Origin of the sequence: Corallococcus sp. CA053C (genome assembly GCF_003611675.1) — a bacterium.
Classification (GTDB): Bacteria; Myxococcota; Myxococcia; order Myxococcales; family Myxococcaceae; genus Corallococcus.
Genome location: NZ_RAWA01000298.1, coordinates 1 through 12,341, shown reverse-complemented (window position 1 = coordinate 12,341; position 12,341 = coordinate 1). Strand labels below are relative to the sequence as shown.

Genomic DNA, 12,341 nt, shown 5'->3' with positions numbered 1-12,341 from the left:
GAGCATGGCAGACAGGGGGAGGGCCGGCAAAACAAGCCGGCGCCCGCGGCTTCAGGCAATACGGCGCGCGGGCCCGGGGATTTCCTCGGTGAGGCCGGGGACCGCCCGGTTCTTGCCGTCCACGAACACCACCTTGGGCTTCCAGTTCGCCAGCTCCGCCTCCTCCACCTCCGCGAAGGTGGCGAGGATGACGAGGTCGCCGGGCTGGTTGAGGTGCGCGGCCGCGCCGTTGATGCAGATGACGCCGCTGCCCGCCTCGCCCTCCAGGGCGTACGTCTCCAGCCGGGTGCCGCGGGTGACGTTCCACACCGCGACCTTCTCGAACGGGAGGATGTCCGCGGCCTGGAGCAGGTTGCGGTCGATGGTCACCGAGCCCTCGTAGTCGAGGTCGGCCTGGGTCACCGTCGCGCGGTGGATCTTGGACTTGAAGAGGATGCGGCGCATGGCGGGGGGCCCTCTGGGAGCGGCGCAACCGTAACGGCTCCCCTGCCCGGGGACAACATCCCTGGTGTCCCACGCTCCGCCTGCTCCCCTGCAAGCCCTCCAGCAGCTATTTCTTGAAGGTGAGCAGCTGGCTCAGGTTCAGGGGCACGGACTGCGCGTCCGAGGTCAGGTTGCCATTCAGGCTCACCTGCGCGTTGCCGCCCGAGCGCAGGGCCATGGCCGCCGACGCCGCGCTCGCGAAGTTGATGGTCAGGGGCAGGGTGATCTGCTTGGTCCCGCTGGCGTCCAGCATGCCCAGGTTGCCCGTGTTCAGGTTGCCCACGCTCGCGCCCGCCACCTTGAGGGCGCCGGTGATGCCGGACACCGGCAGCGGAAAGCCGTTGCGGTTGGTGATGGAGAGGGGGAACTCCACCGTGGCCCCGCTCAGCGTGACGTTCGTGATGCGCGGCGCCTGGAACTGCACCTGGGGAATCTTGGGGACCGCGAAGGTGCCCTCCTTCTCCAGCGGGAGCTTGATGATGCCGATGGGCGTCTGGACGCCCAGCGAGCCCTGGGCCTTGAAGGCCGCCACGTCCTTGTTGAGGAACGTCGTCACCACCGGCGCGATGTCCGCGAACTTCACGTTGGCGGGGAAGACGAGCTCGCTCTTGCCGTTGGACTTGAGGTTCACGCCGCTCTTCGGCTTGCCGGCGACCACCTGCTTGCCCTCCACGAAGAAGGCGTAGTCCACCGACGCCAGCTTCAGGCCGAGGCCGTTCGGATTGTCCAGCTCGTACACCAGGTCCACCGTGGCGTCCGACAGCGACGCGTTCGCCAGCCGCGCCGTCTTGAAGCGCAGAGTGGGCTTCTTGAAGGCGCCATTGAGCAGGCTCTGGAGCGCGGCACAGCCGCTCAGCGTGAAGACGGACAGGGTGAGGAACACCAGGAACGCGCGTTTCTTCATGGGCATGGGCGTAGCAGAGGACGCGCCCGGTCCGCGCGGGATTCAATCCCGGCGCGCGAGCGGACCCTTGGCGGGTGGGTGCACCTTCGGCACACCAATGGTATGCGGCCAGGGTCTCCCCCGTGCCGGAGGTTGGCCCGCCGTGACAGGTGGCATCTTCTCTCACCCCCTCGCCACCTCGCCGGGAGCCCCCGCCGGGCGTCCGCGTGGCCCGCGGGGTCCGTTCGTACCGCTCGCGCTGGCGTCGCTGACGTTGCTTGCGTTGGCGACGGGCTGCTCGCGTGCGTCCGGCGAGTCCGCGGGGGCCTCCGGCCCGGTGCGGCAGATGGCCCTGAAGCCGTGCCGGCTGGACGGGGTGGCCGCGCAGACGCTGTGCGGCACGCTGGAGGTCTTCGAGGACCGGACGGCGGCGAAGGGCCGCAAGCTGTCCCTGCGCGTGGTGGTGGTGCCCGCGCTCGCGTCGCAGCCGCAGGAGGATCCGCTGTTCTTCCTCGCGGGCGGCCCGGGGCAGGCGGCCTCGCGCACGCGCATCCTGCCGGCGCTGGACCGGATCCGCCGTCAGCGCGACATCGTCTTCGTGGATCAGCGCGGCACGGGGGACTCGCACCCGCTGGACTGCGAGGCGCTCAATCCCTCGCGCGCGTCGCTGGCGGAGCGCTTCGAGGACCGCGAGGACGCGGACGTGCTGCCCCAGTGCCGCAAGGGCTGGGACGCGGATGAGCGGCTGTACACCACGTCCATCGCGATGGACGACCTGGACGATGTGCGCGCGGCGCTGGGCTACAAGCAGGTGAACCTGTGGGGCATCTCCTACGGGACGCGCGCGGCGCTGGTGTACATGCGCCAGCACCCGGACCGCGTGCGCACGTCCATCCTGGATGGTGTCGCCCCCATGGGGCAGTACCTGCCGCTGTACGCCGCGCGCGACGGCCAGCGCGCCCTGGATCTGCTGCTGGAGGCGTGCGCGAAGGACGCCGTCTGCGCGAAGGCCTACCCGGACCTGCGGGCCCGCACGGAAGGATTGCTCGCGAAGCTGGACGCCACGCCCGCGAAGGTGCGCGTGGCCCATCCGCGCACGGGCGTGCCGGAGGACTTCACGCTCACCCGGCGCGTCTTCGTGTCGGAGATGTTCGCGCTGCTCTACAGCCCGGACGTCGCGTCGCTGGTGCCGCTGATGCTGGACCGCGCGGCGAAGGACGACTGGACGCCCTTCGTGGCGCTGTCGTTGGGGCTCACCGACGAGGTGGCGCGCACCACCAGCCGGGGCATGTTCCTCGCGGTGGTGTGCGCGGAGGACGCGCCCTTCTTCACCGAAGCGGACGCCGAGCGCGAGGCGAAGGGCACCTGGTTCGGTCCGCGCATGGCGCTGGACGTGAAGAAGGCGTGCGCGAAGTGGCCCGTCGCGGACGTGCCGAAGAACTTCCGCGACCCGGTGGTGTCGGACATTCCCACGCTGCTGCTGTCCGGCGAGTTGGATCCGGTGACGCCGCCGCCCTGGGGTGAGCAGGCGAAGCAGACGCTGTCGCACAGCCTGCACGTGGTGGTGCCGGGGCTGGGGCACAACACGGTGGGCGCGGACTGCGCGCGCTCGCTGATGGCGGAGGTGCTCACGCGCGGCAGTGTGGAGGGCCTCACGCCCGACTGTGGGAAGGGCCTGAGGCGGCCGCCCTTCTTCACCTCCTTCGCCGGCCCCGTGCCTTGAGGTCAGGACTCCAACGCCCATGATTGAAGCCAGGAACCTGCACAAGCAGTTCGGCAAGGTGACGGCGGTGGAGGACGTCACCTTCACCGCGGAGGACGGCGTCATCACGGGCCTGCTGGGCCCGAACGGCGCCGGCAAGACGACGACGCTGCGCATGCTCTACACGCTGGTGCGGCCCGACAGCGGCACCGCCACCGTGGACGGCGTGGACGTGGCGAAGGATCCGCAAGGCGCCCGTCGCGCGCTGGGCGTGCTGCCCGACGCGCGCGGCCTCTACCCGCGCCTCACCGCGCGCGAGCACGCCCGGTACTTCGGCGAGCTGCACGGGCTGTCCGGCGCGACGCTGGATGCGCGCGTGGAGGAGCTGGTGGAGCTGTTGGAGATGAAGGACATCGCGGACCGGCGCACGGAGGGCTTCAGTCAGGGCGAGCGCGTGAAGGTGGCGCTGGCGCGCGCGCTGGTGCACGGCCCCCGCAACGTGCTCCTGGACGAGCCCACCAACGGGCTGGACGTGATGGCCACGCGCTCCGTGCGCACGCTCTTGCGCAAGCTGAAGGCGCAGGGCTGCTGCGTGGTGTTCTCCAGCCACGTGATGCAGGAGGTGGCCGCGCTGTGTGACCGCATCGTGGTGGTGGCGCGCGGGCGGGTGGTGGCGGACGGGACGGCGGACGCGCTGCGCGCGCGCACCGGCAAGGACAGCCTGGAGGAAGCCTTCGTGAGCGTGATTGGCAGCGAGCAGGGGTTGCGCGAATGAGGCGGCTCGTCGGGACGGTGCTGCGCAAGGAGGTGCGGGACCACCTGCGCGACCGGCGCACGCTGGGCTCCGCGGTGCTGTGGCCGCTGTTGGGCCCGCTCGTCTTCCTGGTGATGTTCAACATCATGGCCTCCTGGTACCGGCAGGACCGGCCGCTGGAGATGCCCGTGGTGGGCCGTCAGCACGCGCCCAGCCTGATGGCCTTCCTGGAGCGCTACGGCGCGAAGCTGTCGGAGGCGCCCACGGACTACGAGGCGCTCGTGCAGGCCGGCACGCTGGACGTGGTGCTGGTGGTGCCGGACGACTACGCGGAGGACTTCGCCTCCGGACGCACCGCGGCGGTGCGGCTGGTGGTGGACAGCTCGCGCAACAAGGCGCGCCAGTCGGTGCAGCGCGCGCAGCGGATGCTGGGGGCGTACTCGCAGCAGATGGGCAGCCAGCGCCTGTTCGCGCGCGGCGTGGCGCCGGAGCTGGCGGTGCCCGTGCGCGTGGATGAGTTGGATTTGTCCACGCCGGAGCGCACCGCGGCCACGGTGCTCACCACCATCCCCCTGTTCCTGGTGATGGCGGCGTTCGCGGGCGGCATGCAGCTGGCCAGTGACACGATGGCGGGCGAGCGCGAGCGTGGCTCGCTGGAGCCCCTCTTGCTCAACCCCGCCCCGCGCGGCGCGGTGGTGGCGGGCAAGTGGCTGGCCACGTGCGCCATGGCGAGCGCGGGCGTGCTGCTGTGTCTCTTGGGATACTTCCTGGTGGTGAAGCGCGTGCCGCTGGAGGACCTGGGCGTGCGCGCCCGCTTCGACCTGCAGGCCGCGCTGGGGATGCTCGCGGCGGTGCTGCCGCTGGTGCTCGCCGCGTCCGCGGTGCAGATGTGGGTGTCCACCTATGCGCGTTCGTACAAGGAGGCGCAGACGTACCTGTCGCTCCTGATGGTGCTGCCCACGCTGCCGGGGATGATGCTGGCCCTGTCCCCCCTCCAGACGCAGCCGTGGATGTTCGCGGTGCCGGTGCTGGGGCAGGAGCTGCTCGCGGCGGAGGTGATGCGCGGCGAGACGCTGGGCCCCGTGCCCTTCCTCCTCGCGTTCCTGTCGTGCCTGGTGGTGTCCGCGGTGGCCCTGCGCTTCACCACGCGGCTGTTGTCCGAAGAGCGCATCATCTTCGGCCGGAGCTAGCGAGCAGGCGTGAAACGCCCCGTGAGTGTCGCCGGGGCGCCGTTGTTTCACGCGGGGGCCCGATGTCCGCGTGACAGGGCTGGCGAAGTGCCGTCCAATGGCTCGCGATGACTCCTGAGAGAGAAGCCCTCCTGCCCTTCGCGCCGGCCTCCGTGGCCTCCTCGGAGGGTGAGCCGCGGTTCGGTACGTACCAGGGTGAGCTGCCCGAAGTGGACCTGCCCAAGCTGTTGGGGAAGTGGGCCCCGGGGCGCACCACGCGGCTGCTCAAGCGCAAGCGCTGGCACTACACCTTCGTCGCCACGCAGGAGGTGGCGGCGCTCTTCGCGGTGGTGGACCTGGGCTACACGGCCAACGCCTTCGCGGTGGCGGTGGACCTCCAGGAGAAGAAGCCCCTGTGCGACGTGAGCTTCCTGGGCGTGCCCGGGCCGCTCGCGGAGGTGAGCGACAAGCCGGGTGCGGGGCTGGTGGCCGCGTTCCGCACGCTGGGCGGCCGCATGTCCGTCAAGCGCGGCGAGGCCGACGAGCGCTACCAGGTGGAGGTGGACGTCAGCCGCATGCGCACGCAGTCGCTCCAGACGTTCCAGTGGAACGGCGAGCTGCTGGTGGCGGGCGGCCCGCCGGCCCTCACCGTCATCGCGCCCGTGGCGGGCGACGGGCTGGTCAACGTCACCCAGAAGCGCAGCGGTCTCCTGGCCTTCGGCAGCCTGGAGGCGGGCGGCAAGCGCTTCCGGTTGGACGGCGGCGTGGGCGGCATGGACTACACGCAGGGCTATCTGGCGCGGCACACCGCCTGGCGTTGGGCCTTCGCGGCGGGGCGTCTCCCGGACGGCACGCCCGTGGGCATCAACCTGGTGGAGGGCTTCAACGAGGGCGACGCCCAGGCCAACGAGAACGCCGTCTGGCTGGGGGACCGGCTCTACCCGGTGGGCCGCGCGCGCTTCGAGTACAACGCGAAGGAGCTGCTGGACCCCTGGCACCTCACGACGGCCGACGGCGCGGTGGACCTGCGCTTCAAGCCCATCTATGTGCACCGAGAGGAGCGCAACCTGCGCCTGGTGGTGAGCCACTTCGCCCAGCCCGTGGGCTTCTTCGAGGGCACCGTGCGCGTGGCCGGCCGCGAGCTGCAGCTGTCCAACGTCCCCGGCGTCACCGAGGACCAGGACATGCTCTGGTAGCAGCCCCACGAACCCTGGAAGCGGCCGTGCATGCGCGGGACGCGAAGCGCTGACGTCCCGGGTTCGTGGAAGCAGGGGGGCGCCGCAAGGCTTCACGCCCCCCTTCGTCGCCGAGGAGGGTATCGCACCATGTCCTGTCCGCACTGTGGTCAGCCGCTCCCTGAAGGCGTGTCGTCGCGGACGTGTCCCCACTGCGGCCGGAGCGTGACGCGGGCCGGGGACGCGCCGGAGTCGCCGGTGATGGATGACGTGGCGGACAAGGCGCGGAAGGCCGCGGACACCGCGGGCCGCGCGGTGCAGGACGTGCTGGATGATCCGCGGCTGCGAGAGCGACTGCCCGGGGGCTCGCTGCCGCTGCTCGGCGCGGGGCTGGTGGCGGCCGCGGTGCTGGTGCCGGTGCTGCCCTTCGTGGGCGGGGGGCTGGAGCTGCCGTGGGCGGTGTTGATGCTGGCGGCGAGCCTGATGCTGGGTGCTCGTGAGCTGGGCGCCGTGGGCCGCAAGCCGCCCGCCGCCTTGGAGCCGGTGGTGCAGTGGGCGTCGCACCCGGCCTTCCTGCCGATGTTCACGGCGCTCACCGTGACGGAGGCGTTCCTGTCGCTGGGCCTGGGCGTGGCGCCGCTCCTGTGGGTGCTGGCGGCGCTGGTGGTGGGTTCGGTGCAGTGGCGGGTGTTCCGGGCGTCGCCCGCGGCGCAGGACGAGTTGCCCCGGCGGCCGGGCGAGGTGCGGCTCAAGCGGTGGGTGTTCGCGGGCGTGGCCGCGTGCGCGGTGGGGATGCTGCTGCCGTGGTCCTCGAGGCTGGGCGCGCCGGTGGGCGGGCTGTTCCTCCAGCGCGAGCGGACCATCACGGTGGACAGCAACTTCGGGCGGGAAATTGAAGACACGCACACCTGGCAGCGGGATCCGTTCCTGGGCGGTGCCCCGCGCTATTCCGTGTCCGGCCAGTCGCGGCTGGGGGCGACCGGCGTGGTGCTGTCGCTGCTCGCGCTGGGAGTGCTGGCATCGGTGCGGCGCGCGCGTCAGGCGCTGCCGCCGGCGGTGGCGCCGGTGCTCGCGGGGCTCGTCACGCTCTGGGCGCTGACGGGCCTGTCGGCGCGGCTGGGGCCCTGGCTGTTCCTCTTGGGCATCCTCGCGGTGGACGTGGCGGTGTCGCGCGAGTGGTTGGGGCACCGGGGCGTGCCGCGTCCTCCGGATCCGCCGGCCTCAGCGTGACCGGCCTCAGCGTGATGGAGTTGCGCGGGCCTGGACGATGGCGCGGAAGGAGCGGCTGTGGAGCTCCTCCAGCGTCAGGCCGGTGGCGCGCGCCTCCTCCTCGGTGAGCGCGCCGCAGGCGAGGCCGCGCAGGAAGAAGTTGAGCAGGCCCTGGCCGGTGGCGGCGTCGTCGAACACGTCTCCCAGCAGGGTGGCCTGGGCGGCCTTGTCCACGAAGGCCTTGAGGCGCTGGGACGCGGGCTCCAGGCCCTCCAGGAAGAAGGCGTAGACGGCGGCGTAGCGCACGGGGAGCTGGGCGGGGTGCAGGTCCCAGCCCTGGTAGTACGCGCGCTCCAGCGAGTGGCGCGTGTGCCGGTACGCCACCTGCCACGCGCGGTGCACGGCGTCGGTGTTCTCGCGCTGCTGCGTGGGGAGCAGCGGCGTGTCGCCCTGCTTGCGGTGGGGGCCCACGGGCATGACGTTGGTGGCGCCGTCGGACAGGCGCACGCCGGTGCCCGCGAGCAGCACCTGCACGGTGTCGCGCAGGTGGTCGCAGGCGGGGTGGAGCATGCTCTGCACGTGGGCGCTGACGTTGAGGGCGGCGGTGTAGTCGTAGACGCCCAGGTGCACGTGGGAGCAGCGGCCCTCGCCGGCCTCCACGAGGGAGAGCAGGTGGGGCCGGCCCCGCGCGTCGAAGAGGGCCTGGGGCGTCTCCACCATCAGCTCCAGCGTCAGCGCGCCGGACGTGAGGCCGTGGGCGGACTCCAGCTCCGACAGCAGGTGGGCCAGGGCGGTCACCTGTTCGGGCACGGTGACCTTGGGCAGGGTGACGACGAAGGACGGGGGGAGCCTGCCGCCGGTGTGTTCCAGCAGGGAGGTGACGAAGAGGTCCAGGGTGCGCGAGGCGCGGGCGTACAGCTCCTCGGTAAAGGACTTCACGCGGATGCCGATGAACGGGGGCAGCGAGCCCTGCGCGAGGCCGCGAGCGAGCTCGGCGGCGGCGGAGACGGCGTGAGCGTCCTCTTCGGCGTCGGGGCGGTGGCCGTAGCCGTCCTCGAAGTCGATGCGGAAGTCCTCCACGGGCTCGCGCTCCAGCTTCTCCACGACGCGGGCATGGACGCGCTGGGCGAAGCCGCCGCGTTGGGGCAGGCCCAGGCCGTGGGCCAGCGCCGTGCTGTCGGGGGCGTATTCGCGCAGGGCCGCGAGGGCCAGGTCCCCCATCTTCCGCGCCGTGGTGGCGCGGAAGAGGTGGGCGCCGCCGTACACGGTGTGCACGGGTTGGCGGGAGGCGGACTCGCCCGGGTACACGCGGGAGAACGCCGCGTTGGCGCGGCGCAGGGCTTCGCGGGAGGCGGCGGAGCGTTCGGGCGTGAGCGTGGTCTTCATGACCTGCCGGATATCATCACGGCCGCCGCTTGAGCCACGCGGCCACTTCCGGGGCCACGCGCTCGCGCAGGGCCACGTCCTGCGCCAGCCGCTCCAGCGTCTGCGCCGTGGCCTGCTGCGCCTCCGGGACGGGGTTCGCCTGCAGCAGCGCCTTCACCTGCTCCAGGTGCTCGCGCGTGCGCAAGAGGCCCATCCCCTCCACCACCCGGCGCAGCAGCATGGGCGCCGCGCCCGTGCGCGCCACCAGCTCCTTCCAGCGCTTCTGCAGCTGCTCCCACCACGCGTCGCGCCCGGTGCGGTTGCCCAGCAGGCCCGTCGCGAAGCTCGCCACGTCCTGCGTCTTCACCGTCTCCGAGAACAGCAGCCCCTGCGCCCGGTCCGTGAGCTTGCCGTCCTCGAAGGACGTGAGCGCCATCAGGTAGCGCCGCTGCGTCGCCGGATCCGGCTCCTTCGGCATCCGCTGCAACAGCTCGTCGAACAGCGCCGCGTCTCCCGCCCGCGCCACCATGCCCACCGCCGTGTCCAGCAGGTTGGCGTCCAGCGCCGTGTTGTCCCCCTGGAGCATCCGCGCCACCAGCGGCCGTGCCTCCGCCAGCGTCTCCGGGCTCCGCGCAAGGCCACCCACCGCGCGCACCAGCGCCGCGCGCCGCAGCCGCACCCGGTCCGGCTCGCCCTTCGCGGACTGCCAGCCCAGCTTCTTCAGGCCGCCGCCCAGGAGCGACTCCACCCACCGGCGGAAGCGCTCCTGGTCCTCGCCCTCCGTCAGCCGGCTCTCGATGTACGCGAGCCGCCCGACGAGCTCGTCCAGCACCGCCTCGTCCTCCTCGTCGCCGAAGCGCCCCGCCAGGTCCAGCAGGTCCGCCACCGGCGCCTGCGCCGTGCGCACCAGCGCCCAGGTGTCCGCCAGGAGCGAGATGCGCTCCGACGGCGCCAGCGTCCCCAGGTTCGCCGCCAGCTTGTCCAGCGCCACCTTCTCGTACGCCACCCGGTAGAAGCCCGTGGAGCCGCCGTTCGCGCACAGCCACTTCACCTCGCCCGAACCCTCCAGCTTCACCGTCACCTGCGAGTCGCGGAACAGCACGCGCTGCTCACGCACCCCCGTGCCGTCCTCGTAGCGCAGCACCATGGGCACCGGCCACGTCTCCGGGCTCTTCACCCCCGGCTCCGAATAGAAGCGCCGCTGCGTCAGCGCGACGTCGCGCCCCTCCACCTTCACCGACACCAGCGGGAAGCCGCTCTGGCCAATCCACGCCGTGGCCAGCTCCGACACCGGCTGCTTCGCCGCCTCGCCCAGCGCGTTCCACAGGTCGTCCTTCACCGCGTTCGCGCGCGCGTGCTTGCGCATGTACAGCCGGATGCCTTCGCGGAACGGGCCCTCGCCGAGGAACCCCTCAATCATCCGCAGCACCGCGCCGCCCTTCTCGTACGTGATGGCGTCGAAGCTCTCACCCGCCTCGCCCGCGTTGCGCACCTCGCCGTGGATGGGGTGCGTGGACTTGAGCGCGTCCAGCGCCAGCGCGCTCGCCCGGTGCGCGTCGAAGTCCAGCCACATGCGCCATTCCGGCCGCCACTGGTCGACAATCTTGAACGCCATCCATGTCGCGAACGCCTCGTTCAGCCAGAGGTCGTCCCACCACACCATCGTCACCCAGTTGCCGAACCACTGGTGCGCCAGCTCATGCGTCACCACCTCCGCCACCCGCTTCTGCACCGACAGGGGCGCGGTGGCTGGGTCCAAGAGCAGCGCCACCTCGCGGTAGGTGATGAGGCCGGCGTTCTCCATCGCGCCCGCCTCGAAGTCCGGGATGCCCACCTGGTCCACCTTGCCAAAGGCATACGGCAGGCCGAAGTAGTCCTGCAGCCGGGGCAGCACCGCCAGCGCCACGTCCTGGCCGAACTTCGCCAGGTGCGCCTTCTCCGGCAGCGCCCAGGTGCGCACCGGGACGCCCTGCGCCGTCTCCTCGGGCGTGCCCACCAGCGGCCCCACCACCAGCGCCACGAGGTACGAGCTGAGCAGCTCCGTCTCCTGGAACGTCACCTTTCGCAGCTCGCCGTCCGCTTCGTCCTTCACCACCTTGCCGTTGCCCAGCACCGCATGGCCCGGGGGCACGCGCACGGTGAGCGCCCAGCGGGCCTTGAAGGCGGGCTCGTCGAAACAGGGGAACAGGCGGCGCGCGTCCGCGGCCTCGAACTGCGTCGCGGCCACCTTGCCCGCCGCGTACAGCCCGCGCAGCCCTTCGGAGAAGCGCCCCTTCCACTGCACGTCCAGCGTGGCCGGGCCCACGGGCAGGGGCGCGGCGAACGTCAGCACCACCGTCTCGCTCACCGCCACCGCGCGCGTGGAGGTGGGCTTGCGTGTGTCATTGCCGGCTCGGAAGGTGACGTCGCCCAGGTCCAGCGCGTTGGCGTGGAGGATGATCTCCTGCGTGGGCTGGGACAGCTCCAGCTCCACGCGCTGTTCGCCCGTGAAGGTGCGCCCCTCCAGGTCCAGGGTCACCGTCGCCGCGTAGCGGCGCGGACGGAGCGTGGTGGGCAGGCGGAAGTTCTTGTCGTCAGTGGGATGCGCCATAGGGGCGCGAATCTACCGCTGGCCGCGCCTTGTGCTCGTGCTCCCTTTCCCAGTGTCCGCCGTTTCACTGCGTTTCGGGGCGCCTGCCGGGGGGACGAGCTGCTGGAAGAGGCTCGATTCGCGCTGGAAGAACCCCTCCGTGTGGAAGGAGTCGGACAGCTCCAGCCAGAGGAAGTCCAGGTGATGACAGAGCTCGTGCAGGAAGGTGCGCAGGTACGTGCGGAAGGCCACCACCCGGCCCCGCTTCGCCGTGCGCATCCACACCTGGATGCGCGGCCGCTGCCCCGGCGCCCAGGTGTACAGCCCGTGCAGCTCCCCCGCGTCGTCCGAGGGCCGCGTCTCCAGCACCTCCACCTCCACCCCCGGCACCTCCAACCGCCGCGTCAGCGCCGCGCCCAGGGCCGCCGTCGCGTCCAGCAGGGCCTGCCGCTCCCCCAGGGCCAGCGCCTCGCGCACCCGCTCCACCCACGGGCGCAGCGTGGCGGGCCTGCGCAACGGCACCTCCGTGACGGCGTCGCTCTGGCGGTAGACCCGTTGCTGGGCCACCGACAGGCGCTGGTAGTAGGCGAAGCGCACCGGGGGAAGCCTAACCTGCCCGGTAGGGGCGGGCCCCTACATCCGCCCTGACGCACCTCCACCGGGCGGCAGGGCCGTTGTCCGGAGAGCATCCTGGGGAGCGCGCGGTTGGCAATGGGCAGGCGTGCTCGCGCAGACTGCGCGCATGGTCTCCCGAGTCTTCCAGGTGCTCCTGCTGTCGCTGGTCACCGTGCTGGGGTTGTTCTTCGCGAACGAGGTGGCGGGCCTGTGCGTGAAGGGGCTGGAGTGGGCCCTGCGCACGGCGGCCTTCCAGCTGACGACCGTGGAGGCGGGGGTGGTGCGGCGGCTCGCGGAGCTGGGCGCGTACGCGCTGGCGGGCGCGCTGCTGGGGACCGTGCAGGCGCGGGCGCTGCGCATGGTGGGCTTCCAGGTGCCCGGGTGGATGGGGGTGACGGCTGTCTCTTATACCCATCT

11 protein-coding genes are annotated in these 12,341 nt (G+C 71.8%); 6 read left to right on the top strand and 5 right to left on the bottom strand.

All coding sequences use genetic code 11. The features are described from left to right. Positions 1 to 51 precede the first annotated feature (51 nt). Positions 52 to 444 carry an aspartate 1-decarboxylase gene (gene panD / locus D7V97_RS30515; protein ID WP_120614154.1) on the bottom strand — a complete coding sequence of 131 codons (393 nt, stop codon included), beginning with the start codon at positions 442 to 444 and terminating at the stop codon, positions 52 to 54. Positions 445 to 550: 106 nt separating this feature from the next. Further along, a complete protein-coding gene (locus D7V97_RS30510; protein WP_120614153.1) occupies positions 551 to 1,393 on the bottom strand; it encodes an LEA type 2 family protein in 843 nt (280 codons plus the stop codon). A gap of 319 nt (positions 1,394 to 1,712) precedes the next feature. Between D7V97_RS30510 and D7V97_RS30505 the strand changes: the two genes are divergently transcribed. The 5 genes from D7V97_RS30505 to D7V97_RS44860 all read left to right on the top strand — a co-directional run bounded on the left by D7V97_RS30505 (position 1,713) and on the right by D7V97_RS44860 (position 7,396). Next, positions 1,713 to 3,089: an alpha/beta hydrolase gene (locus D7V97_RS30505; RefSeq protein ID WP_233583324.1), complete on the top strand. Its 1,377-nt coding sequence runs from the start codon at positions 1,713 to 1,715 to the stop codon at positions 3,087 to 3,089. 19 nt (positions 3,090 to 3,108) lie between these two features. Further along, a complete protein-coding gene (locus D7V97_RS30500; protein WP_120614152.1) occupies positions 3,109 to 3,843 on the top strand; it encodes an ATP-binding cassette domain-containing protein in 735 nt (244 codons plus the stop codon). Continuing rightward, on the top strand, positions 3,840 to 5,012 hold the full coding sequence (locus tag D7V97_RS30495; RefSeq protein WP_120614151.1) for an ABC transporter permease: 1,173 nt from the start codon (positions 3,840 to 3,842) through the stop codon (positions 5,010 to 5,012). The genes D7V97_RS30500 and D7V97_RS30495 overlap by 4 nt, the downstream gene beginning before the upstream one ends. Positions 5,013 to 5,119: 107 nt before the next feature. Continuing rightward, entirely contained in the window at positions 5,120 to 6,187 is a 1,068-nt protein-coding gene (locus D7V97_RS30490) for a DUF2804 domain-containing protein (RefSeq protein ID WP_120614150.1), read from the top strand. Between the two features lie 129 nt (positions 6,188 to 6,316). Further along, positions 6,317 to 7,396: a zinc ribbon domain-containing protein gene (locus tag D7V97_RS44860; protein WP_158623486.1), complete on the top strand. Its 1,080-nt coding sequence runs from the start codon at positions 6,317 to 6,319 to the stop codon at positions 7,394 to 7,396. A gap of 6 nt (positions 7,397 to 7,402) precedes the next feature. Here D7V97_RS44860 and D7V97_RS30485 read toward each other — a convergent pair whose 3' ends face one another. From D7V97_RS30485 to D7V97_RS30475, 3 genes are read right to left on the bottom strand one after another with little or no spacing between them, the layout of a single operon-like run. Further along, positions 7,403 to 8,761 carry a phosphoenolpyruvate kinase gene (locus D7V97_RS30485; protein WP_120614149.1) on the bottom strand — a complete coding sequence of 453 codons (1,359 nt, stop codon included), beginning with the start codon at positions 8,759 to 8,761 and terminating at the stop codon, positions 7,403 to 7,405. A 16-nt stretch (positions 8,762 to 8,777) separates the two neighbouring features. Continuing rightward, positions 8,778 to 11,330, bottom strand: coding sequence for a M1 family metallopeptidase (locus tag D7V97_RS30480; protein ID WP_120614148.1), 2,553 nt, complete (start codon positions 11,328 to 11,330; stop codon positions 8,778 to 8,780). Between the two features lie 12 nt (positions 11,331 to 11,342). Next, the gene (locus tag D7V97_RS30475) at positions 11,343 to 11,906 is read right to left on the bottom strand and encodes a hypothetical protein (RefSeq protein ID WP_120614147.1); all 564 of its coding nucleotides are present in this window, start codon (positions 11,904 to 11,906) and stop codon (positions 11,343 to 11,345) included. A gap of 145 nt (positions 11,907 to 12,051) precedes the next feature. On the opposite strand from D7V97_RS30475, the gene D7V97_RS30470 reads away from it, so the two are divergent. Next, positions 12,052 to 12,341, top strand: a 290-nt coding sequence (locus D7V97_RS30470) for a hypothetical protein (protein WP_147445034.1), incomplete at its 3' end; no start/stop codon positions are given.